Origin of the sequence: Streptomyces sp. Ac-502 (genome assembly GCF_045222935.1) — a bacterium.
GTDB lineage: Bacteria > Actinomycetota > Actinomycetes > Streptomycetales > Streptomycetaceae > Streptomyces > Streptomyces monomycini.
Window position 1 is genome coordinate 986,069 of record NZ_JBHFFO010000001.1, and the last position, 23,866, is coordinate 1,009,934.

The 23,866-nt window shown below is 72.4% G+C and carries 14 protein-coding genes and 4 pseudogenes; 11 read left to right on the plus strand and 7 right to left on the minus strand.

The annotated features are described in order from the left end of the window. Positions 1–180 precede the first annotated feature (180 nt). The 4 genes and pseudogenes from ACEXOX_RS04255 to ACEXOX_RS04270 all read left to right on the plus strand — a co-directional run bounded on the left by ACEXOX_RS04255 (position 181) and on the right by ACEXOX_RS04270 (position 6,588). Positions 181–974 (plus strand): annotated as a pseudogene (locus ACEXOX_RS04255) ((Fe-S)-binding protein). After that, entirely contained in the window at positions 971–2,446 is a 1,476-nt protein-coding gene (locus tag ACEXOX_RS04260; protein WP_406519159.1) for a lactate utilization protein B, read from the plus strand. Before ACEXOX_RS04255 ends, ACEXOX_RS04260 begins: the two are co-directional and overlap by 4 nt. Next, entirely contained in the window at positions 2,443–3,090 is a 648-nt protein-coding gene (locus tag ACEXOX_RS04265) for a lactate utilization protein C (RefSeq protein ID WP_406519160.1), read from the plus strand. The genes ACEXOX_RS04260 and ACEXOX_RS04265 overlap by 4 nt, the downstream gene beginning before the upstream one ends. A gap of 303 nt (positions 3,091–3,393) precedes the next feature. Continuing rightward, the gene (locus tag ACEXOX_RS04270) at positions 3,394–6,588 is read left to right on the plus strand and encodes a glycoside hydrolase family 2 TIM barrel-domain containing protein (protein ID WP_406519161.1); all 3,195 of its coding nucleotides are present in this window, start codon (positions 3,394–3,396) and stop codon (positions 6,586–6,588) included. Positions 6,589–6,647: 59 nt separating this feature from the next. Here the strand turns inward: ACEXOX_RS04270 and ACEXOX_RS04275 are convergent, their stop codons facing one another. Beyond that, entirely contained in the window at positions 6,648–7,637 is a 990-nt protein-coding gene (locus tag ACEXOX_RS04275; RefSeq protein WP_406519162.1) for a hypothetical protein, read from the minus strand. A 211-nt stretch (positions 7,638–7,848) separates the two neighbouring features. Between ACEXOX_RS04275 and ACEXOX_RS04280 the strand changes: the two genes are divergently transcribed. Beyond that, the gene (locus ACEXOX_RS04280; protein WP_406519163.1) at positions 7,849–8,382 is read left to right on the plus strand and encodes a hypothetical protein; all 534 of its coding nucleotides are present in this window, start codon (positions 7,849–7,851) and stop codon (positions 8,380–8,382) included. Between the two features lie 23 nt (positions 8,383–8,405). Next, entirely contained in the window at positions 8,406–8,774 is a 369-nt protein-coding gene (locus ACEXOX_RS04285) for a hypothetical protein (RefSeq protein WP_406519164.1), read from the plus strand. A 21-nt stretch (positions 8,775–8,795) separates the two neighbouring features. On the opposite strand, the gene ACEXOX_RS04290 is transcribed toward ACEXOX_RS04285, so the two are convergent. The 3 genes and pseudogenes from ACEXOX_RS04290 to ACEXOX_RS04300 form a co-directional block, all read right to left on the minus strand. Further along, on the minus strand, positions 8,796–9,218 hold the full coding sequence (locus ACEXOX_RS04290; protein ID WP_406519165.1) for an ASCH domain-containing protein: 423 nt from the start codon (positions 9,216–9,218) through the stop codon (positions 8,796–8,798). 44 nt (positions 9,219–9,262) lie between these two features. Next, positions 9,263–9,622 carry a hypothetical protein gene (locus ACEXOX_RS04295; RefSeq protein WP_406526222.1) on the minus strand — a complete coding sequence of 120 codons (360 nt, stop codon included), beginning with the start codon at positions 9,620–9,622 and terminating at the stop codon, positions 9,263–9,265. Between the two features lie 118 nt (positions 9,623–9,740). Next, a pseudogene (locus tag ACEXOX_RS04300) lies at positions 9,741–11,596 on the minus strand (ABC transporter ATP-binding protein). A 253-nt stretch (positions 11,597–11,849) separates the two neighbouring features. On the opposite strand from ACEXOX_RS04300, the gene ACEXOX_RS04305 reads away from it, so the two are divergent. From ACEXOX_RS04305 to ACEXOX_RS04315, 3 genes and pseudogenes are all read left to right on the plus strand, one after another. Next, on the plus strand, positions 11,850–12,242 hold the full coding sequence (locus ACEXOX_RS04305) for a MarR family winged helix-turn-helix transcriptional regulator (RefSeq protein WP_406526223.1): 393 nt from the start codon (positions 11,850–11,852) through the stop codon (positions 12,240–12,242). Between the two features lie 67 nt (positions 12,243–12,309). After that, a pseudogene (locus ACEXOX_RS04310) lies at positions 12,310–15,260 on the plus strand (FAD-binding and (Fe-S)-binding domain-containing protein). Between the two features lie 654 nt (positions 15,261–15,914). Continuing rightward, positions 15,915–17,368 (plus strand): annotated as a pseudogene (locus ACEXOX_RS04315) (Gfo/Idh/MocA family protein). Between the two features lie 134 nt (positions 17,369–17,502). Here the strand turns inward: ACEXOX_RS04315 and ACEXOX_RS04320 are convergent. Next, complete coding sequence (locus ACEXOX_RS04320; RefSeq protein ID WP_406519166.1) at positions 17,503–18,237, minus strand: L,D-transpeptidase family protein; 735 nt, start codon at positions 18,235–18,237, stop codon at positions 17,503–17,505. Positions 18,238–18,543: 306 nt separating this feature from the next. On the opposite strand from ACEXOX_RS04320, the gene ACEXOX_RS04325 reads away from it, so the two are divergent. Next, complete coding sequence (locus ACEXOX_RS04325; protein WP_406519167.1) at positions 18,544–20,544, plus strand: ABC transporter transmembrane domain-containing protein; 2,001 nt, start codon at positions 18,544–18,546, stop codon at positions 20,542–20,544. Further along, positions 20,541–22,322, plus strand: coding sequence for an ABC transporter ATP-binding protein (locus ACEXOX_RS04330; RefSeq protein ID WP_406519168.1), 1,782 nt, complete (start codon positions 20,541–20,543; stop codon positions 22,320–22,322). The genes ACEXOX_RS04325 and ACEXOX_RS04330 overlap by 4 nt, the downstream gene beginning before the upstream one ends. 220 nt (positions 22,323–22,542) lie before the next feature. Here ACEXOX_RS04330 and ACEXOX_RS04335 read toward each other — a convergent pair whose 3' ends face one another. Together ACEXOX_RS04335 and ACEXOX_RS04340 are read right to left on the minus strand one after the other, a co-directional pair. Further along, positions 22,543–22,785: a hypothetical protein gene (locus ACEXOX_RS04335; RefSeq protein WP_406519169.1), complete on the minus strand. Its 243-nt coding sequence runs from the start codon at positions 22,783–22,785 to the stop codon at positions 22,543–22,545. Between the two features lie 254 nt (positions 22,786–23,039). Further along, positions 23,040–23,831 carry a metal-dependent hydrolase gene (locus ACEXOX_RS04340; RefSeq protein WP_406519170.1) on the minus strand — a complete coding sequence of 264 codons (792 nt, stop codon included), beginning with the start codon at positions 23,829–23,831 and terminating at the stop codon, positions 23,040–23,042. Positions 23,832–23,866 lie beyond the last annotated feature (35 nt).

Genomic DNA, 23,866 nt, shown 5'->3' on the forward strand with positions numbered 1-23,866 from the left:
GCGCGCCGTCCGGCGCCCCTCCTCCGTTCCGGCCTCGGCCTGCTCCGCACGTGTCATGGTCCTCCGCTCCGGGTCCTTCTCCTTCGCCCGCCGCTGGGGCAGGATGAGCCGACAGGTGATCATGTACCGGTGAGACGGCCCGCCGCCAGCGGTCGACGGCAGCCGAAAGGAGATGGCAACGTGCGCGTAGCATTGTTCGTCACCTGCATCAACGACACGCTCTACCCGGACACCGGCCGGGCAGTGATCACGCTGCTGGAACGCCTCGGGGTCGAGGTGGGATTCCCGGTGGAGCAGAGTTGCTGCGGTCAGCCCCAGTTCAACACCGGTTACCGGCATCTGACGGAGCCGCTGGTGCACCGCTTCGACCGCGCCTTCGCCGACTACGACTACGTGGTCACCCCTCCGGATCGTGCGCGGCGATGGTGCGGGACAACTATCCGCGGATCGCGGCGAGGGCCCGGGACGAGGGGCGCGCCGGGCGGGAGCTGGCGCGGGCGGCGGCGAGCGCCGTGCCCAAGACGTACGAGCTGACCGAGTTCCTGGTCGACGTGCTGAAGGTGACGGACGTGGGCGCGTACTACCCGCACACCGTCACCTACCACCCCACCTGCCACGGCCTGCGGATGCTGGGCCTGGGCGACCGGCCGCGCCGGCTGCTGGAGCACGTACGGGGGCTGGAGCTGCGGGAGCTGCCGGGTGCCGAGGAGTGCTGCGGTTTCGGCGGCACCTTCGCGGTGAAGAACCCGGCGGTGTCGGCCGCGATGGGCGCCGACAAGGCACGGGCGGTCCGGGAGACGGGGGCGGAGGCGGTCTGCACGGTCGACAACTCCTGCCTGATGCACATCGGCGGCACACTCCAGCGGCAGGGCGCGGCGGCCCGGCCCGTGCACATCGCGGAGATCCTGGCCGCCACGGAGGCCGACGCGCGGGGACCGGCCCGCGCCCGCCCCACGGAAGGGAGCCAGCGGTGAGCGGTACGTATCTCGGCATGCCCGCGTTCCCCGCGGCCGCCGCGTCCTCCACGCAGGACGCCCGGCTGCGGGGCAATCTGCGCCATGCCACCCACACCATCCGCGACAAGCGGGCCAAGGCGGTGGCGGAGCTGGACGACTGGGCGCGGCTGCGGGCCGCGGGCGCCGCCGTCAAGGACCGTACGCTGCGCCACCTCGACCACTACCTGGAACAGCTGGAGGAGTCGGTGACGGCCGCCGGCGGGCAGGTGCACTGGGCGGCCGACGCCGCCGAGGCCAACGCCATCGTCGCCCGGCTGGTGCGGGAGACGGGTGAGCGCGAGGTCGTCAAGGTCAAGTCGATGGCCACGCAGGAGACCGAGCTGAACCGGGCGCTGGCCGAGGCGGGCATCAGCGCGTACGAGACAGATCTGGCGGAGCTGATCGTGCAGCTCGGCGACGATCGGCCGTCGCACATCCTGGTGCCCGCAATCCACCGCAACCGGGGCGAGATCCGGGACATCTTCCGGGAGCGGATGAGCCGTTGGGGCCGTCCGGCGCCGGAGAACCTGTCGGACGCGCCGGCCGAGCTGGCGGAGGCGGCGCGGCTGCATCTGCGCGAGAAGTTCCTGACCGCGAAGGTCGGCGTCTCGGGTGCCAACTTCATGGTGGCCGACACCGGGACGCTGGTGGTCGTGGAGTCCGAGGGCAACGGCCGGATGTGCCTGACCCTGCCGGAGACGCTGATCTCGGTCGTCGGCATCGAGAAGGTGGTGCCGACCTGGCAGGACCTGGAGATCTTCCTCCAGCTGCTGCCCCGGTCCTCGACGGCCGAGCGGATGAACCCGTACACCTCGATGTGGACCGGCACGACGGACGGCGACGGGCCGCGCGCCTTCCACCTCGTGCTGCTCGACAACGGGCGCACCGACACCCTCGCCGACACGGTGGGCCGCCAGGCGCTGCGCTGCATCCGCTGCTCGGCCTGTCTGAACGTGTGCCCGGTGTACGAGCGGGCCGGCGGGCACGCGTACGGCTCGGTGTACCCGGGGCCGATCGGCGCGATCCTCACCCCGCAGCTGCGTGGTACGGCGAGCGAGCTGGACGCCTCGTTGCCGTACGCGTCGTCGCTGTGCGGCGCCTGCTACGAGGTGTGCCCGGTGGCCATCGACATTCCCGAGGTGCTGGTGCACTTGCGGGAGCGGGTGGTGCAGGGTGGCCGGGTGACGCGGCGCGGCGTGAAGACCGTCCTCAAACCGGCCAAGGGGCACGCCGCTGAGCGGGCGGCGATGCGCGCGGCGGGCTTCGCGTTCGACCACCCGGGGGTGCTGCGTACGGGGCAGCGGCTGGCGGCCCGTACCCGGCGGCTGCATCCGCGCCGGCTGCCGGGCCCGGGGCGTGCCTGGACGGACACCCGGGATCTGCCGGTGGTGCCGGCCGAGTCCTTCCGGGACTGGTGGCGGCGTACGCGGGGAGAGGAGCGGGCGAAGTGAGCAGCCGGGATGTGGTGCTGGCGCGGGTGCGCCGGGCGCTGGCGGACGTACCGCGCGGTGAGGGGTACGAGGACCCGCCGGTCCCCCGCGACTACCTGCGCGTCCACGGTTCCCGTACGCCGGAGGAGCGGGTGGCGCTGCTGGCCGAGCACCTCGCGGAGTACCGGGCGCTGGTGCACCGCTGCGCCGCGGACGACGTGCACCTGCTGATCGAGCGCCTGCTGGCCCGCCACGGCTCGCAGACGGTGCTCGTGCCGCCCGGGCTGGACCCGCGGTGGACGGCCGCCACCGGTCCCACCCGTGTCCATGACCGGGCGGCGAGCACCGCGCGCGAGCTCGACTCGGTGGGCAGTGTCGTCACCGGCTGCGCGGTGGCGATCGCCGAGACGGGCACCATCGTGCTGGACGGCTCGCCCGACCAGGGCCGTCGCCGGATCACGCTCATTCCGGACCATCACATCTGCGTGGTCCGGGTACCCGACCAGGTCGTCGACTCGGTGCCGCAGGCGCTCGAACGGCTGGACCCGGCCCGCCCGTTGACGTGGATCTCCGGCCCGTCGGCGACCAGCGACATCGAGCTGGACCGGGTCGAAGGGGTGCACGGGCCGCGGAAGCTGGAGGTCGTGCTGTTGTCGGAGGGGTGAGAGCCTGTGTCATACCCCCGGTCGGATCAGCGCCCGTCGTCTGGTGCGTGCGATCGCAAGGCGCCGGAGCGTCTTCGTAGCGGAGCTACGTGGGCGTTTCGGCAACGCAGCGTGGGGGCACCTCCCAGCGGTAGCTGGGGGAGTGCGTGCCAGGCGGCGGGCGCCCGGCCGGGGTTATGACACAGGCTCTTGAGGGACGCGTCCGGGGTGCGGCGGCGGGAAGTGGCGTGCGGATGCCTTGTCATGCTCGGCGCCAGTGTTCGACCCTGACGCTTCCTGTTGCCTTACGTTCGGAGCCCTCTCATGAACGTACGCCGCATCGACCGCAGGTCGTTCCTCGCCACCGGCGCCGCCCTGGCCGGATGGGCCGCGTTCGCCGCGCAGAAACGCTCCTTCGCTGCCACGACCGGAACACCCGTCCCCACCGCCCCCGCCGAGTGGGACGCCGCCCCGCGGACCTTCCAGGTCAACCGCGAACCGGCCCGCGCCCGCCTCGTCCCGTACGGGGACGACCGGGCGGCGCGTACCGGGAAGTTCCGCGCGTCCCCGTACTACCGCTCGCTCAACGGCAGCTGGCGCTTCCGCTGGTCGAAGAACCCCGACGAGCGGCCCCGCGACTTCTTCGCGCCGCAGTACGACGACAGCGGCTGGGACCGCATCACCGTGCCCTCCAACTGGGAGATCGAGGGCTACCCGGAACCGATCTACCTCAACGTCAAGTACCCGTGGATCGGCTACGAGGACCCCCGGCCGCCGCACGTCCCGCACGGCTTCAACCCCGTCGGCTCCTACCGGCGCGCCTTCACCGTGCCCGGTGACTGGGACGGCCGCCGCACCCTGCTCTCCTTCCAGGGCGTGAAGTCGGCGTTCTTCGTGTGGGTCAACGGCGAGCGGGTCGGCTACAGCGAGGACAGCTACACCCCGGCCGAGTTCGACATCACCGAGCGGCTGCGTCCCGGCACGAACGTGCTGGCCGTGGAGGTCTACCGGTGGTCCGACGGCAGCTGGCTGGAGGACCAGGACATGATCGACCTGTCCGGGATCTTCCGCGACGTGTACCTGTACTCCCTCGCACCCGTGCACCTTCAGGACCTGCACGTCCACACCGCCCTGGACGCCGCCCACCGCGACGCGGAACTGACCGTGGCCGCGACGGTACGGAACCGGGGCGCGGCAGCGGCGGGTGAACACCGGCTCAGAGCGGAGCTGTACGACGGGCACGGGCGGCCGGCGCTGCCGGCCCCGCTGACCGCGCCGGTCCGCTTCACCGGCGGGCAGGACGCCACGGTCACCCCGAAGACCACCGTCCGCGCCCCCGGCCTGTGGTCCGCCGAGGCCCCGCACCTCTACACGCTCGTGCTGACCCTCACCGATCCGGCGGGCCGCACCGCCGACGTGCAGAGCACCCGGGTCGGCTTCCGCTCCGTCGCGTACGGGCCCGGCAAGCTCACCGTCAACGGGCAGCCCGTCGTCTTCCGCGGCGTCAACCGGCACGAGACCGACCCCGACCACGGGCAGGCCGTTCCCGAGGAGCGGATGCTCCAGGACATCCGCATCATGAAGCAGCACAACATCAACGCCGTCCGCACGTCCCACTACCCGGCCGATCCGCGCTGGCTGGAGCTGTGCGACGAGTACGGCCTGTACGTGATCGGCGAGGCCAACCTGGAGTCGCACGGGGTCCGCGACCGGCTGCCCGGCAGTCTCCCCGCGTGGACCGGGGCGTGCCTGGACCGGATGCGGTCGATGGTCGAGCGGGACAAGAACCACCCGTCCGTCGTGGTGTGGTCGCTGGGCAACGAGGCAGGTCAGGGGCTCAACTTCGTCGCGATGGCCAACTGGACGCGCCGCCGCGACCCGTCCCGGCCGCTGCACTACGAGGGCATGAACGCGGTCGCCGACATCGAGAGCCGCATGTACAGCACGCCGGACGAGGTCGAGCGGTACGGCAGATCCGGCAACCCGAAACCGTTCATCCTGTGCGAATACGCGCACTCCATGGGCAACAGCACCGGCAACTTCCAGGAGTACTGGGACGTCTTTGAGCGCTACCCCAACCTGCACGGCGGCTTCATCTGGGACTTCGTCGACCAGGCCATCCGGCTGCCCGTCCCCGGCGACCCGAAGCGCACGTACCTGTCCTACGGCGGCGACTGGCACCCCGGTTACCCCACCGACTGGAACTTCAGCTGCAACGGCATCGTCGCCGCCGACCGCGCGCCGCACCCGGCCATCCACGAGGTCAAGAAGGTCTACCAGGCCGTCCGGATGGCCGCCGCCGACCTCGCCACGGGCACCGTACGGATCACCAACCGGCAGCTGTTCCTCGGCCTGGACGCCTACGAGCTGCGCTGGGAAGTCACCCGGGACGGCGAACGCGTCCAGCACGGCACCCTTCCCGCGCCGAAGGCCGCACCGGGCCGGGACACGACCGTACGCATTCCGTTCAGCCGGCCCGAACGGCCCGCCCCCGGCGCCGAGTACTGGCTGAATCTCTCCTTCGTGCTACGGCACGCCACCACCTGGGCCGACGCGGGCCACAGCGTCGCCGCCGAACAACTCGCGCTGCCCTGGCACACCCCCGCGCCCGCCGAGCCCTCCCCCGCCGGGCTGCCGCCCCTGCGGCTCACCGAGTCGGACCGCGCGGTCACCGTGAGCGGGCCCGACCTCGAACTCGTCCTCGACAAGGCGAGCGGCACCCTGTCGGCCTACCGCCACCGCGGACGGGCCCTGCTGACCGCCGGTCCGGTGCCCAACTTCTGGCGCGGCCCCACGGACAACGACATCGGCCGGGGCGCGCAGAACACGCTGCGCACCTGGCGCGAAGCGGGCGCCAAACGCACGGTGACACGGGTCAAGCCTGCCCAGCCGTCCGCCTCCGAAGTGACCATCGACGTCTCGGCCACCCTGCCGACCTCCCCTGCCGTCTCCCGGTGGGACACGGTCTTCACCGTGCGCGGCGACGGCGAGGTGCGCGTCCGGCACACCCTGACCCCCGGCGCCGGGCTGCCCGACCTGCCCGTGGTGGGCGCGCTGCTGACCGTACCGGCCGGGCTGGAGATCTTCAGCTGGTACGGGCGCGGGCCCCACGAGAACTACTGGGACCGGCACACGGCGGCCTTCGTCGGCCGGTATCGCGGCAGCGTCGACGCCCAGCTCGGCAACTACGTCCGGCCGCAGCAGACCGGCAACGTGACCGACGTCCGCAGCGCCTCGCTCACCGGCCGCGACGGCACGGGACTGACCGTACGCGCGGAGCCCGGCGACGGCGCGCCGCTGCTGGAACTGAGCGCCCTGCACCACGCGCCCTCCGACCTGGAGAGCGAGCGGCACGAGCATCCGTACGAGCTGAAGCGGCGCCCTGAGACGGTCCTCGGCGTCAATCACCGGCAGACGGGTGTCGGCGGAAACGATTCGTGGGGCGCGCCGCCGCTAGACACGTACCTGCTGCACGCCGACCGGCCCTACAGCTACGCGTACCGGCTGCGGCCGGCGTGAAGCCGGTGCCCCCGCTCCGGGTGTCGGTCGCGGAGCGGGGCACGCGGGCCGGCGCGCCGTCACTCGTACATGACGTACTCGGGCTGCGGGCGCAGCGCCAGGACCTCCTTGTGGGTCATCAGGCGGCTGCCTTCGGTGTCCTCGTCGTAGAAGAGCTTGAAGCCGGTGTGCATTCCGCGGGGCAGGTTTCTGACCAGGTCGTTCCAGGTGCCGCGCTTCAGTCCCGGCGATCCGATGCCGTCGGCGCATTTGATGGCGGCGACACCCGGCTGCGGCCGGAACGCGTGCTGCTCCTCGACCACCGAGGTCGCCACCTGGTGGAAGACGAACGCCTTCTCCGGCAGGTCGTGCTCGCGGACCAGGCCGGAGAGGTAGCGGGCGATCTCGGTGAGTTCGCCGCCGTCGGTGCTCCCGTAGGAGTCGCCCGGCTTCTCGCCCGGGCCCATCTCCCACTCGGGATCGAGCGCGACCCCCACATCCGGGTGCACCAGCCACTCGCGCAGCGCCTTGACCTCGCCGAGCGCCGAGGCACGGCCCGGCTGAATGTTCAGGAGCAGCAGCGCACGGTGCTTGCGGGCCGCTTCGTGGAAGCGGCGGACGGTGTCGGCGGAGGTGCGGGTGCGGTAGGTGCCGTCCGGGCCGGCGCTGGAGTTGGCGACCACGGCGAGGAGTTCCAGGACGGGCAGTGGTTCGCGGTCGGTGGCGTAGGTCTGCGCGAGCTTCTCGATCTCGCGGGCGCGCTGGTCCAGGTCACCGGTGCCGAGGCGGCCGAGGGCGGCGGCTCCGGGCAGGCCGCAGTAACCGGCGAGCCGGTGACGGGGGAACAGTTCGCGGCCGCCGCGCGGCAGCTGGGGCCGCTTCCTGGCCGGCTCGGGTGTGGGGCTGCCCGTCCGGCTGCCGGGGGTGCCCGAGGCCCGGGGCGGTGGCGCGCCGCGTGGTGACGTGTCGCTGTCCGCCGTACCGGCGCAGGCGGTGAGAAGGCTGAGGCCCGCCGCGGCGGTGACGGCCAGGGCGCTCCGGCGGCCCGGCTCGGCTGTGCTGTCGAGCACGTCGCCTCCTTGTGTGCGTTCGTGTCCGTCGGGGTTTCGGGGAATCAGGGTGATGTCCCGTGGGGTGTGTGCCGTTCGCCTTGCCGGGTGTGATCGGGTGAAACTCCACTCAGCACGCTTCCTGACGCCTCACGATCAAGATTGCGCCACCTTTGACCGCCGGGCGGGGCGGCGGCCCCCGCAGGGTGTCCCTCCCGCTGATAGGCACCGGATGCGTACGCAGCTCAGAGGTCTGGGTGTCCCTCCACCCGCTCGCCAGACTCGTGATCACCGCAACGACGACGGAAGAGCGAGTGATCACCATGAGCGACACCACCGTGCGGAACGCCGGCTGGACAACCTCCGTACAGCGCCCCAGCACCGGCTCGACAAGAACTGGTCCGAGGAGGGTTTCGCGGACCAGACGGCACGTCAGGTCGTCCGGGTCACCGGCTCCGGCACGGCGGCCCGCGTCCGCTTCTCCAACCGCTTCGGCAGCGCTCCCCTGGAGGTCGGCGGCACCACCCTCGCCCGTACGGCCCAGGGCGCGGCCGTGCGAACCGAAACGACACGCCGACTGGCCTTCTCGGGCACCGAATCCGTCCGCATCCCGGCGGGCGGCGAGGTCTGGAGCGACGCGGCCGAACTCCCCGTGACCCCCTTCGACCAGCTCACGGTGAGCCTGTACTTCCCTCGCCGACCGGCCCCACCACCTTCCACGCCCAGGCGTTCACCACCGCCTGCCGCGCCGAGGGCGACCGGCTGACCGCCGCGGGCCTGGACCGCCCGGTGCTCAACGCCGGCATCGGCGGAAACCTGCTGCTCGACGACGCGCCCTGGTTCGGCGAGCGGGCCGGCGCACGCTTCCGGCGGGACGTCCTGGACAAGCCAGGGGTACGGACGGTGATCGTCCTCGCCGGCCTGGACGACATCGGATTCAGCGAGGTGGACAAGACGGGCTTCCCGACGTACCGCCCGAACCCGGACCTGTCCGCCGCACAGCTCATCGAGGGCTACCGCGACCTGATCGCGACGGCCCTGGCGGACCCGACAAATCCGCTGGCACTGCTGCCCGCTTACGACAGCGGCGATCGTAAGCATCTTGGGGACGCCGAGTATCGGGCGATGGCGGAGGTGGTGGATGCGGCGTGCCTCTGAGCCCGCCGCAGCGTCTCCGCCCTACAGGCGCTCGACCACCCGAAACCGCTCGGCCACCACCTGGGTGTCGTCGTCGACATGGAACTCCGGGTCGCCGAGGGCCTCGCGCATTTCGGGGCTGTGCCAGAAGCTTTCGTGGTCGGCTCGCCAGTCGGCCACTGTCTCGTTGCCCTCGCCCTCGTCCACGGCGTGTTGCAGGTCCACGTCGGCCAGGCGCAGTACCCGTACCTCCGTCACCTCGATGACGGCTACGGGGCGGCCGTCGGAGTCGGGGACCTGGTAGCGGTCGCCGGCGCGCGGCAGTGGGTCGTTTTCGCGCTCGTAGTCCGCCAGCAGGCCCGACGTGGTGGTCTTGGCACCGGAGAGGACGGCGGCGACGAGGCGGTCCCGGAGGGGGCCGGGGAAGGCGAATTCGAGGGGCGGCAGGGCTTCGTGGGCAGGCATGCGGCTCACCCTAGGGGGAGGGTGGTGCGGCCCGCCCCTGCATTTCAGGGGCGGGCTTCCTGCCGGCCGGTGGCTCGTGCCGTGTGCAGGGCCCAGGCGACCATGGGCAGTTGGAGTGGCAGGCGGCCGTAGGCGACGGCCTTGAGGGGCGCCGGGCGGTGGCGCCAGTCGCGGGCCATCTTGATGTTGGCGGGGAAGACGGCGGCGAACAGGCCGGCGGCGGCCAGCGCGCCGGCCCGGCGGGTGCGCGGCAGGGCGACCGCGGCGGCCACGGCGAGTTCCGCGGCGCCGCTGACGTACGTCCAGGTGCGCGGGGAGCCCGGCAGGGCGCGGGGGACGATCGCGTCGAACGGCTTGGGGGCGAGGAAGTGGAGCGCCCCCATGCCGCCGAGCATCCGGGCCATCGTCAGAGCGGAGCGGTCGGTGGAACGGCCGGCGGATCGGTCTGTGGAACGGTCTGCGGTGCGGTCGGTGGCTGCCACGGGCGCTCCTGAGGTCGGTCCGGTGCGGTCGGGGCCGACCTTACCCGTGGGTCAGGTCGGCGGACAGGGGGCGATCACCGTCGGGGACGAGGTGTGCGTCACGCTTGACCAGGGCCGCGTAACGGCCGTCGGCGGCGAGGAGTTCGCCGTGGGTGCCGCGTTCGGCGATCCGGCCCGCGTCGAGGACGACGATCTGGTCGGCGTCGCGGACGGTGGACAGTCGGTGCGCGATGGTGATCGTCGTACGGCCCTTGGAGAGGGCGTCGATGGCCTGCTGCACCGCGTGTTCGGTCCGGGTGTCCAGCGCGCTGGTGGCCTCGTCGAGGACGAGGACGGGCGGGTCGCGCAGGATCGTCCGGGCGATGGCCAGGCGCTGCTTCTCGCCGCCGGAGAAGCGGTGGCCGCGTTCGCCCACGAGGGTGTCGTAGCCGTCCGGGAGGCCCGCGATGTGGTCGTGTATCTGGGCCGCGCGGGCGGCGCGTTCGATCTCCTCGTCGGTGGCGTCCGGCTTGGCGAAGCGGAGGTTGTCGGCGACGGAGGCGTGGAAGAGGTACGTCTCCTGGGAGACCACGCCGACGGCGCGGGCGAGGGAGTCGAAGTCCAGGTCGCGGACGTCGGTACCGTCCAGGGTGACCCGGCCGTCCGTCACGTCGTACAGCCGCGGCACCAGGTAGCTCAGGGTGCTCTTGCCGCTGCCGGTCGGCCCGACGACGGCCAGGCTGCTGCCGGCCGGGACGTCCAGGTCGATGTCGCACAGGGTCGCCGGGGCGGGCGCGGCGCCGTCCTCGCGCTCCGGGTCGTCGTACGCGAACGTGACGTGCTCGAAGCGGACCTCGCCGCGCGGCTCGGCCAGGCGTACCGGGTGCGCCGGTTCGGTGATGGTCACCGGCAGGTCGAGGTATTCGAAGATGCGTTGGAATAGTGCGACCGAGGTCTGCATCTGCACGCCGGTGGACAGCAGCGAGACGGTGGGGCGCAGCAGGCCCTGCTGGAGGGTGACGAAGGCGACGAGGGTGCCGATGGAGAAGGCCGGGCCGCCGAGTTGGAGGACGAGTCCGGCCGACCAGTAGATGACGGCGGGCATGGCGGCCATGACGATGCCGATGGTGGCCATCCGCCAGCGTCCGGCCATGTTGGCGCGGACCTCCAGGCCGACCAGCCGCTCGGACTCGGTGGCGAAGTTCGCCGTGAGCGAGTCGGCGCGGCCCATGGTGCGGCCGAGCAGGATGCCGCTGACCGACAGTGACTCGGTGACCATCGCGGACATCGCGGCCATCTGCTTCTGCCGCGCGGTGGTGATCCGCTTGCGTTCGTTGCCGACCCGGCGGCTGATCCAGACGAAGAGCGGGAGCAGCAGCAGGGAGACCAGGGTCAGCCGCCAGTCGAGGGCGAGCATGGCGACGACGGTGGCGACGACGGAGGTGAGGTTGGAGACCAGGGAGGTCGCGGTGGAGGTGACGGTGGCCTGCATGCCGCCGATGTCGTTGGCGATGCGGGACTGCACCTCGCCGGTGCGGGTGCGGGTGAAGAACGCCAGCGGCATCCGCTGGAGCTTGGCGTAGACCGCGGTGCGCAGGTCGTGCATGACGCGCTGGCCGACGGTGGTCGAGATCAGGGTCTGCAGGACGCCGAAGACGCTGGTCAGCACGGCGGTGACGATCATGCCGGCGGCGAGCAGGGTCAGCAGGCCGGTGCGGCCCTGGGGGATCGCCACGTCCAGGACGGCGCGGAGCAGGAAGGGGAGGCGACCGAGACCAGGGAGGAGGCGGCCACCAGCAGGCCGACCGTGGCCAGCCGGCCGCGATAGGGGCGGAAGAGGGCGAGGATGCGCCGCACCTGGGCCGGCTGGGCCGGGTCTCTGGGCGGCGGGGTCCACTCGGGTCCGTCGGGGCGCATGGGCTCCTTCGCAGGGGTACGGATGCGGGTCCCGCCGAGCATAACCAATGGTTACCTATACTCACAATGAACGTGGTCCTGATACCCTCCGGCCATGTCCTCCTCCCCCGATCCGGCCACCACCGATCCCGGTCCCGATCCCGATTCCGGTTCCGGTCCCGTCCTCGCCGATCCCGGTCCCGGTCCCGCCGACATCGGTCCAGCCCTCGCCGACCCCGACCTGGCGGAGCAGCTCGTACGGCTCACCCGCCGGATGCACCGCGCGCAGAAGCGGCACATGGCGACGCTCGACATCGCGCTGACCCCTGCGCAGACCCGGCTGCTGCGCATCGTGGACCACTACCGCGACGGGACACCGCCCCGGATGGCAGACCTGGCCGCGCGCCTGGAGGTCGTACCGCGAGCCGTGACGACGCTGGTCGACGCCCTGGAGGCGAAGGACGCGGTCCGCCGGGTGCCGGACCCCGCCAACCGCCGCGTGATACGGATCGAGCTGACCGACACCGGCCGTTCGACGCTGCACGCGTTGCGCGGCGCGCGCCGGGACGCCGCGCGCGACATCCTGGCGCCACTGACCGCGGAACAGCGGGAGGTGCTCGGCGGCCTGCTGTCCACCCTGGTGGACGGACCTGCCGCACGCTGCTGAAACACTGGACCGGGCGGTCGCGTCGGACGCCGGAGCGCCGCCGGAACCAGACCGGAGGAGAGTCGTCATGCCCCTGCTGGAACCGAAGCCCTGGACCCTGCGGCCGGCCACCACCGAAGGCCCGTACCCCGACCGGGTGCCCGACCGGCAGGCGTCCGGCACACCGCAGCGGCTGCGCGACGAGCTGACGGCGCTGCTCGGCCCGGACAAGGTGCTGCACACGATCTCCGACCTGGTGCGGTACGCCTCCGACGCGAGCCCCTATCGGTTCGTCCCGCAGGTCGTCGTCCTGGCCGAGGACGTCGACGACATCTCCGCGGTGTTCTCCTACGCGCACGGCAAGGGCCGCGACGTCGTGTTCCGTGCCGCCGGCACCTCGCTCAACGGGCAGGCGCAGGGCGAGGACATCCTCGTCGACGTACGCCGGCACTGGGCGGGCGTCGAGGTGCTGGACGACGGCGCCCGGGCCCGTATCCGGCCCGGCACCACGGTCGTACGAGCCAACGCCGCACTCGCCCGGTACGGCCGCCTGCTCGGCCCGGACCCCGCCAGCGCCATCGCCTGCACACTCGGCGGCGTGGTCGCCAACAACGCGTCCGGCATGACGGCGGGCACCACCCGCAACTCCTACCGGACACTCGCCTCGGTCACCCTCGTCCTGCCCTCCGGCACGATCGTGGACACCGGTGACCCGGCGGCCGACGAGGAGCTGGCGCACGCCGAGCCCGCCCTGTGCGAGGGACTCATGGCGCTGAAGGCGGAGATCGAGGCGGACCCGGAGCTGGTGGCCCGGATCCGCGCCAAGTACGAGATCAAGAACACCAACGGCTACCGCCTGGACGCCTTCCTGGACGGCGCCACCCCCGTCGAGATCCTGCGCGGACTGACGGTCGGCTCCGAAGGCACCCTCGGCTTCATCGCCGAGACCGTCTTCGAGACGCTGCCCCTGGACCGGTACACCTCCACCGCCCTGCTGTTCTTCCCGACCCTGAGCGCCGCGGCCGCCGCGGTGCCGCTGTTCAACGAGGCGGGCGCGATCGCCGTCGAGCTGATGGACGGCAACACTTTGCGCGCCTCGGTGAGCGTGTCCGGCGTGCCGGCCGACTGGGCGGAGCTGCCGAAGACGACCACCGCGCTGCTGGTCGAGTTCCGCGCGCCCGACGAGGCGGCGCGGGAGGCGCAGGAGGAGGCCGCGCGCGAGGTGCTGGCGGGACTGGAGCTGGTCGCGCCCGTCGCCTCCGTCACCAATGAATTCACCCGCGACGCCGGGGACATCGCCGGATACTGGAAGGCCCGCAAGGCCTTCGTCACCGCGGTCGGCGGCTCCCGCCCGTCCGGTACGACGCTGATCACCGAGGACTTCGCCGTACCGCCGTCCCGGCTCGCCGAAGCCTGCACCGCGCTGCTCGAACTCCAGGCCCGGCACGGCTTCGACGCGGCGGTCGCGGGCCACGCCGCCCACGGCAACCTGCACTTCCTGCTCGCCTTCGACGCCGCCCGACCCGCGGACGTGGAGCGCTACGCCGCCTTCATGGACGAGTTCTGCACGCTGGCCGTCGAGCGCTTCGACGGCTCCCTGAAGGCCGAGCACGCCACCGGCCGCAACATCGCCCCGTTCCTGGAGCTCGAATGGGGCCCGCGCGCGACGGAGTTGATGTGGCGCGTCAAGCAGACCGTGGACCCGCACGGCATCCTGGCCCCGCGCGTCCTGCTCGACCGCGACCCGAAGGCGCATCTGCGCGGCCTGAAGACCATTCCGCAGGTCGAGGCGGTCGCCGACCCCTGCATCGAATGCGGCTTCTGCGAACCGACCTGCCCCAGCCAGGACCTCACCACGACGCCGCGCCAGCGCATCGTGCTGCGCCGGGAGATGATGCGCCAGGCCCCGGTCTCACCGGTCACCGGCGCGCTCCTGGACGCGTACGGGTACGACGCGGTGGACACCTGCGCGGGCGACTCCACCTGCAAGCTGGCCTGCCCGGTCGGTATCGACACCGGCGCGATGATGAAGGAGTTCCGGCACCGGCGCCACTCCCCAGGGAGGAACGCGCCGCGGCCCTGACCGCCCGGCACTTCAAGACGGTCGAACGGTCGGCACGGCTGGCGGTGGCCGCCGCCGCGAAGATCGGCGACCGGATCGGTGACGGGCGCGCCGACCGGCTGTTGCAGTCCCTGACCGGCGCGGCACGCAAGGCCGTACGCCCCGACCTCGTACCGGAGTGGCTGCCGCAGCTTCCCGGCGCGGCGGCCCGCCGACTGCCCGCGACCCGGCGCGCGGGCGCCGCCGCGGTCTACTACCCGGCCTGCGTGAACCGTATCTTCGGCGAACCGGACGGCTTCGACGGCCCGTCGCTGCCCGAGGCCGTCGTGGCGGTGTCCGCGCGGGCGGGCAGGCCGGTGTGGATCCCCGACGACGTGAACGGCACCTGCTGCGCCACCATCTGGCACTCCAAGGGCTACGACGAGGGCAACACGGTGATGGCCAACCGCATCGTCGAGGCCGCGTGGGGCTGGACGGCGGGCGGGCGGCTGCCGCTGGTCGTGGACGCGTCCTCGTGCACGCTGGGCATCGCCCACGAGGTCGTGCCGTACCTCACCCCGGACAACCGGGAGCTGCACGCCGAACTGACCGTCGTCGACTCGGTGGTGTGGGCAGCGGAGGAGTTGCTGCCGCACCTGGAGGTGCTGCGGACGGTCGGCTCCGCCGTACTCCACCCGACGTGCTCCATGCGGCACCTGGGCGACGAGGCACAGCTGCGCGCGGTCGCCGAGGCGTGCGCGACGGAGGTGGTCGTCCCGGACGACGCGGGCTGCTGCGCCTTCGCGGGCGACCGCGGCATGCTCCACAAGGAGCTGACGGAGGCGGCGACCGCCAAGGAGGCGGCGGAGGTGACGTCCCGGCACTTCGACGCGCACCTGTCGGCGAACCGGATGTGCGAGGTGGGGATGGACCACGCTACGGGCGGCCGGGGGTATTACTCGGCGCTGCTTGCTTTGGAGTGGGCTACGCGGGGGTGACGGGGCGGGAGGCGGGAGGGGGGCGGGGCGGGGCGTGGGTGGAGGGGCGGTACGGGGTGGAGGGGCGCGGCGTGAGCCGGGGGGGCGAGACGGGGTGGAGGGGCGCGGCCGTGAGCGGGCGCGGTCGTGAGCGGGGGGCGGCACAGGCCGGAGGGATGCGGCTGGCCGGTGTGGCCTGGGTGGGGGCGCGGCCCGGAGGGCGGCACAGGCCGGAGGGCGTGGCCGGAGGGCGTGGCGGGACGGGTGACGGCCTACGGGGCAAATCGAACGTGAGCGTCCCCCCGGCGGGGGATACCCGCACCGGGGCGGCGGGAACCGTGACGGTCGGGCCTGCGGGAAGCGCCGTGCCCCGGCAGTCACGGTGGCAGGGCACCGCGGGCCGTCTTCGCGCGGGGAGCCGCGTACCGGGCCGCCGTGGAGGGAATGTCCGAGGGAGCCTGAGCTTCCGCCGGTTGACCCGTGAAGTGCTTCCGCAAGGGATTCCAGGGAGTTGCGCAGGAAGCGGAACGCACTCCGCCGCGGTCCGTACCAGGCAGGCTCCGGACCTCCGCACAAAAGATCAGTCCTGGCGGCCCTCTTGTGCAGCGAGCCGCACAAGCGTCCTCAGCGAGGTTCACGCTTCCGCCACGCACCATCCGTTCCTATGGAGGACCGATGAACGAGGCACCATCGCAGAACCACGAGCCCCACGAGAACGACGGCCACGAGGCGGGCTCCGGGCCCGACGGCACCGGTCCCACCAGGCGCTCCGTTCTGTGGACCGCCGGAGCGGCGGGAGCCGGCCTCGGCATCGGCGGACTGGGGACGGGCAGCGCCGCCGCGGCCGGCGCGGGCCAGGGAACGGCGGCGGCTCCGGGAGGCCGGCACAAGACCATGATCGGCGTACCGTTCGAAAGACGCAGCACGGTACGGATCGGCCTCATCGGCCTGGGCAACCGCGGCATGGGAATGCTGCCCCTCTACCTCGCCATCCCGGGTGTACGGGTGGTGGCGGTCTGCGACCCGGTCAGGGACAAGGCCGCGAAGGCGGTGCAACTGGTCACCGCCGCCGGTCAGCCCGCGCCGACCGCCTACACCAAGGGCGACCACGACTTCGAGAACCTGTGCAAGCGCGGCGACCTCGACTACGTGTACATCGCCACCCCGTGGGACTGGCACTTCGCGATGGCCAAGTCGGCGCTGCTGAACGGCAAGCACGCCGGTGTGGAATGCCCGGTGGCCATGCGCATGGACGAGCTCTGGGACCTCGTCGACCTCTCCGAACGCACCCGCCGCCACTGTATGCAGGTGGAGAACTGCTGCTACGGCCGCAACGAGATGCGCGTCCTGCGCATGGCGCACGCGGGCCGCTTCGGCAGGCTGCTGCACGCCGCGGGCGCGTACAACCACGACCTGCGCCAGCTGATGTTCGACCCGACGTACTACGAGGGCCCGTGGCGGCGGCTGTGGCACACCCGGCTGCGCGGCGACCTCTACCCCACCCACGGCTTCGGGCCGATCGCCAACTACATGGACATCAACCGCGGCGACCGGGTGGTCCGGATCTCCAGCTTCGGCACCCCCGCCCTGGGCCTCGCCGAGTACCGCGAGGCGCACATGCCGCCCGGCGACCCGAGCTGGCGGGAGACCTACATCGAGAGCGACCGCACCTTCAGCCTCATACAGACCGCCAAGGGCCGGGTGCTGCGGCTGGAGCACGACGTGTCCACCCCGCACCCGTACAGCCGGATCAACAGCCTCGGCGGCACCAAGGGCGTCTTCGAGGACTACCCGGAGCGGATCTACATCGAGCCCGACCACACCAACGACGAGTGGGGGACTTCAGCAAGTACGCGGAGTGGGACCACTGGCTGTGGAAGGAGCACGCCAACCCGCCCGGCGGCCACGGCGGCATGGACTACATCATGCTGTACCGGCTCATGCAGTGCTTCCACCTCGGGCTCGTACCGGACTTCGACGTGTACGACGCGGCGACCTGGAGCGCGCCGGTGCCGCTGAGCCACGCCTCGATCAGGGCGAAGGGCGAGCCGCAGGAGATCCCGGACTTCACCCGGGGGCTGTGGCGCAAGCCGCGGCAGGGCGTGGACTCGCCGAAGCCGAAGGGGTGACGGGCGGGGCCGGGCGGGTTCGAGACCCGTCCGGCCCGGCCGTCACGGCTTGGCATGGCACGGCACGGTACGGTCGCGGCGCGGTCCGGGGTTCCGCATGGTCGCGGCACGGACCCCGGTACCGTACGGCCGGCTCAGGCGGCGAGATGTGCGGCGTCCCCCATGACCACGACGGGATGCTGCCGCGGGTCGAGCGTGCGCAGCAGCGAGACCATCCCCGCCTTCGGGATGCTCACGCAGCCGGACGTGCCGTCGCCATGGTCCAGGTGGAGCCAGATGCCGCCGCCCTTCTTCTTCCCCTGCGGCCGGGTCGGGTCCAGGGGTGTGGTGCCCTTGACGCGGTTGTAGTCGATCGCGATGACATGGTCGAAGTCGTGCCGGGTCTTCTTCTCCCAGTACGGCGGCGGGGTGAAGGCCGACGAGTGGGTGTACGGCAGCTTCGCGCCCGGATCGGGCAGCACGCCGCCCGCGTCGGAGAGGCCGAAGACGCCGACCGGGCTGCGCAGGTCGTCCTCGTGATGATCGGTGGTCCAGCCCTTCCTGCCGTTGTGCGCGGGCCAGGTCGCGGTGCGCTCCCACCCCTTCGGGGCCTTCGTGTACAGGACCAGCGTGGCGTCCGGCGCATCGGCGCCCTTTCCGTACACGGCCACGACCTGCCGTGCGTCCCCAGGAATGCGGGAGCGCAGCTTCGCCCCCACGCCCGGGATGCTCTTCGTGTACGCGGCGGCCCCCGTGGTGCGGCCGCCGCGGCCCTTTCCGTCGTCCTTCGCCGATCCGCCGCCGGCGCCGCAACCCGCCAGCAGGACCAGTCCCATCGTGGCCAGTGTCGCCCTTCGTACCATGCAGCACGCAGTTCGCATGACTCCCATGGTCGCACCCGGACGGCGCGTACGGACCGTACGGCGGTGGCCCGTTGTGTGCGCCCCGCGCGGAAAACCGGTTGAACCGGAGCTCCGCGACGCGCCAGTCTTCCATGGCTCCCCGAAGCACCGTCCTTCTTCCTGCCCGCGCGCCCGTACGGCGCCCGGCACACCTCACCACGCCACGGGCCGCCCTCCGGGCCTACGGGCCACCGCGCTTACCGGCCTCCGGTGTACGGGCCCACGGGCCTCCCGTCCGACACCCGGCCACGTCCAGACCCGCAACGTCGTCATCCGAACCGAACTTTGGACATCATGCACATTCGCGATCTTCCTCATGCCGATCCAGGAGTTCCGGACGTCCGCTCCGGTGGCCGCCTGCTCCGGTGGCTCTACCGGCAGCAGCTCGGCGGCCAGACCAAGGCACTGTGCTGGGGACTGGTGCACACCGGGGGTGTGGCCTCCTTCCCCGTCCCGGTGGGCATCGCGGTGCAGGCCGTCGTGGACCGTTCCGGCTCCCGGCTGCTGCTCGCCGGCGGACTGTTGCTGCTGCTCGGCGCGCTGGTCGCGGTCGGCGACGTGATGCTGCACCGCGCCGCGATCACCAACTGGATCACGTCGGTGGCCCGCCTCCAGCAACTGCTGGCCCGCAAGACCACGGAGCTGGGGTCCGCCATGACCCGGCGGGTCGCCGCCGGTGAGGTCGTCGCCGTGAGCACCGGCGACCTGGAGAAGATCGGCTGGTTCGTCGAGGCCGTCTCCCGGTTCGGCGCCGCGGCGCTCACCTCCGTCGGCGTCTGTGTGGCCCTGGTGGTCTACCAGCCCACGCTGGGCGTCGTGGTGGCCGTCGGTGTGCCCGTCCTCGCCCTGGCCGTCCTGCCACTGCTGCCGCCCGCGACCCGCCGCGCCGACGATCAGCGCGAGAAGGCGGGCCGGGCGACCGAACTGGCCTCCGACACCGTCGCGGGCCTGCGCGTCCTGCGCGGCATCGGCGGCGAGGAACTCTTCCTCGGCCGCTACCGGAGCGCGTCCCAGGACGTCCGCCGGGCCGCCGTGCGCAGCGCCCGCATGTGGTCCATGATCTCCGCCGTCCAGGTCGTCCTGCCGGGGCTGCTGCTGATCGCGGTGGTCTGGTACGGGACCAGGCTGGCGCTCGACGGACGGGTCGGGGTCGGCGAACTGGTCACCGTCTACAGCGCGGTGACCTTCCTGCTCTACCCCCTGCGGCACTTCGAAGAGATCGCGATGGCCTACTCCTTCTCCAAACCGTCGGCCAAACGCACCGCGCGCGTCCTGGCGTTGAGCCGACCCGCCGAAGGGCGGATCACCGGGACCGCAGCGCTCGGCGGCGACCTGTACGACCCGGTCACCGGGCTGTGCGTACCGAGCGGGCAGCTGACCGCGGTGGTGTGCGGCGACCCGGACGCCGCGGGACGGCTCGCCGACCGGCTCGGCGGCCACCCCGCCGACGTGCCGGACGGCACCCCGTCGGTGCTGCTGGGCGGCACCGCCCTGGACGACGTGCCACGCGAGGCCGCCCGTACGGCCGTCCTCGTCCAGGACAAGGACCCCGTCCTGCTCTCCGGGACGCTCGGCGAGCTGCTGGACATCCCGTCCTCCGGAGCCGTACGGGCCGAGGACGCGCTGGCGGCGGCACAGTGCGGCGACGTGCTGACCGCGCTGGCGCAGGGCTCGGCCGACGACTCCGGCGACCCGATGCGTACCCACATCACCGAGCGCGGCCGGTCCCTGTCGGGCGGGCAGCGGCAGCGGCTGACGCTGGCCAGGTCGCTGGTCACCGACCCCGAGGTGCTGGTACTGGACGAGCCCACCAGCGCCGTCGACTCGCACACCGAGGCCCGGATCGCGGACGGGCTGCGGGCCCTGCGCACGGGCCGCACGACCGTGGTGCTGACCTCCAGCCCGCTGCTGCTGGACCGCGCCGAACGGGTGGTCTTCCTCGACGCCGACCAGGTCGCGGGCACCGGCACGCACCGTGAACTCCTGCGCAGCGTCCCCGCGTACCGGGCCGTGGTGACCCGGGAGACCGAAGAAGAACCGGAACCGGCGACGGCGTCCGTGGCCGGTGCGGCGGGGGCCGGAGTCGTGGCCGGTCCGGCCGGGTCCGTGGCCGTTCCTGCGGCGTCCGGCGGGCGGTTCGTCCGTACCGGCAGCGAGCACATCAACCAGACCGACCGGCCCGACAAGACCGACCAGCTCGTCGAGACCGACCGGCCCTTCGAGACCGACCGGATCGGCCGGATCGACGAATTCGACAAGATCAACCGGATCGACCAGATCGAGGAGAGCGCATGATCGGCCTGGCGCCACCGGAGCACGATCCGGACGCCCCGCGGACGGCCACGACCCTGCCGGTCGGCTCGCCCGCCACCGTACGCGCCTACGTGGGCGGACTGATCCGTCGGCACCGGCGCGCCTTCGTCCTGCTGGTGGCCGTGAACGCGATCGCCGTGGTCGCCTCCATGGTCGGCCCGTACCTGCTCGGCGGGCTGGTCGAGGACCTGGGCGCCGGGGCCCGTGAGCTCCACCTGCCGCGCGCCATCGCCCTGTTCGTCCTCGCGCTGGCCGTCCAGACCGTGTTCGTACGCCTGGTACGGCTGCGCGGCGCGATGCTCGGCGAGGAGATGCTGGCCGACCTGCGCGAGGACTTCCTGGTACGGTCCGTGGCCCTGCCGCCGGGCGTGCTGGAACGGGCCGGGACCGGCGACCTGCTGTCCCGCATCACGACGGACATCGACCGGCTGTCCAACGCGATGCGTGAGGCGGTGCCGCAGCTGTCCATCGGCGTGGTCTGGATCGTGCTGCTGCTCGGTGGCATGACCGTCACCGCGCCCCCGCTGGCGCTGTCCGTCCTCGTCGGCCTGCCGGTCCTGCTCGTCGGCTGCCGCTGGTACTTCAAGCGGGCTCCGCACGCCTACCGCTCCGAGGCGGCCGGGTACGCCGCGGTCTCGGCGGCGCTGACCGAGTCGGTGGACGCGGGCCGCACCATCGAGGCGCACCGGCTCGGCGAACGCCGCATCAAGCTGTCCGAGCAGCGGGTCCGTTCCTGGACTCAGTGGGAGCGCTACACCCTCTACCTCCGCTCGGTGCTCTTCCCGGTCGTCAACGTGACGCATGTGCTGATCCTGGCCTCGGTGCTGCTGCTCGGCGGCCTGTTCGTGCTGCGCGGCTGGATCACGCCCGGTCAGCTCACGACGGGTGCGCTGCTCGCGCAGATGATGAGCGAGCCCGTGTCGATGATTCTGCGCTGGTACGACGAGCTCCAGGTCGCCCAGGTGTCCATCGCACGGCTGGTGGGCGTACGGGAGATCGAACCGGACGCCGCCGACGAGCGGACGGAGCCGTCGGGGCGGGTCGTACGGGCCGACGGGGTGCGGTTCGGCTACCGCGCCGGTGTCGACGTCCTGCACGAGGTCTCCCTGCGGGTCCGGCCGGGGACGCGGATGGCCCTGGTCGGGCCGTCCGGTGCGGGCAAGTCGACCCTCGGGCGGCTGCTCGCCGGGATCTACGCCCCGCGTACCGGCGAGATCACGCTCGGCGGCGCCGAACTGTCCCGGATGCCGCCGGAGCGGGTGCGCACGCACGTCGCGCTGGTCAACCAGGAGCACCACGTCTTCGTGGGTTCGCTGCGCGACAACCTGCTGCTGGCCCGTACGGAGGCCGAGGACGCCGAGCTGTGGGCCGCACTCGTCGCGGTCGACGCGGACGGCTGGGCGCGGGCCCTGAAGGCGGGCCTGGACACCGAGGTCGGTTCGGGCGGCCACACCCTGACACCGGCCCAGGCCCAGCAGATCGCACTGGCCCGGCTGGTACTCGCCGACCCGCACACCCTCGTCCTCGACGAGGCGACCTCGCTGCTGGACCCACGCGCGGCCCGGCACCTGGAGCGCTCCCTGGGCCGGGTCCTGGACGGCCGTACGGTCGTGGCGATCGCACACCGGCTGCACACCGCGCACGACGCGGACGTGATCGCGGTGGTCGAGGAGGGCCGGATCAGCGAACTCGGCAGCCACGACGAGCTGGTCGCGGCGGACGGGGCGTATGCGGCGCTGTGGCGGTCCTGGCACGGGTAGGGGGCGGGAGCCGGAGGCCGGGGCACGGGTGACGGGGGCGGTGGCCGGGTGGCCGGGTAGCTGGGCGGTCGGGTGGAGAGCGAAGCGGAAGGACGGGGCGCAGCCCGGTGGCGGGGTGCCGATGGGCCGCGCCACCGGGTGGCTCCGGGACCGCGACGCCGACGGCTCCAGGGAGCGCGGCTCCGCTGCCGGGAACCGAGAGCGCCCGTGGCGCTGCGGATCAGATCGACGGCGGCCACACCGGTGAACAGCCGCTCCCCGGCCACACCGGTCTCATGGCCACGTCGGTCGCCTTGATCTGTGTCACACCGGCCCGGAAACGCTCCGGGATCTCCGTGTAGACCAGCAGAACGACGGGACGGGTCCGGCCACCTCCGACGGCCGCTTCGGCGGAGGTACGGGTCCGGCCCAGGTGACTGTAGAGATTCGACAGCATCAGGCTCTGCCATCGGCCCTCGAACATGATCGGGCCATCCGCGGACAAAACGGTCTTGGGCCTCGTCATGGCGGCCCTCCGGGACATCGCGGCCCGGACCGTCGCCGTACCTCTCCTCCCGGGAGCAGCAGCGAACCAGCGCACCAGCCCTGTCCTTGCGGAAGGGCCGACGATCAAGAGCCGGGCACGACACCGGCCGGGTGGCGGGCGACCTGCCGGGTGGAGGCGAAGCCCCCCGCCATGCCGTCTGCCCCACGCCGCCCGGGCCGTCCCGCCGCCCGTCAGATGTAGCCCAGCGCCCCCAGCGCTCCGATGCCGCCCAGCAGCATGAACGCGGGCATCAGTACCTTCAGCTCCACCCAGCTTCCGGCGCGGAACCGCATGGCCTTCGGCGGGCCGAGCGGGTACCAGCGCTTGCGGCCTATCGGGATGGGCCACAGGATCGGGCAGCCGGAGACGGTCAGCGCGTCGCCGATGTCGTGGACCAGCGCGCCGAGCACGATCGGCAGCCCCAGCCACAGATACTCCTGGCCGGGCTCGGTGAACAGCCAGCCCGCCCCGTTGCCCGGCTGGTCCAGGACTCCGGCGAGGATCCAGGCCGTCGCGGCGCCCAGCAGCCACACCAGGACGTCGCTGGAGACCCGGGCCGCCCGCCACAGCAGTCCTTCGATCGCCAGCACCATGTGGACGAAGAGGATGCCGAGCACCGCCCAGCGGCCGCCCTGGACCGCCAGGAGGGACATCCCGCCGCCGACCAGGACCGCCCACACCCACGTATGGGTGAGGGTGCGGTGCCCGCCGTTGCGCTGCGAGTCGCCACGCATCTTCGTGGCCTTGTAGACCGCGTGCGAGATGGTGTCGACGACGCCGCACACCGTCCGCGAGAGCGGTCCGAAGGCACGGGAGATCGTGGCCGACTTGTGGTCCAGGTCGGGGGCGAGTGCCGCGCCGGCGCTGATCAGCGCGCCGACGACGAGCACCGGCCAGGGCATCGGACAGCCCGCGGCCGCCGTCGCCGCGCCCACCCCCAGCCAGGCCGCGGCGCCGGACAGCGAGTGCGCCGGTCCCATCATGGTCGTTCCCCATCCCGGATCGATCTGGACATGTG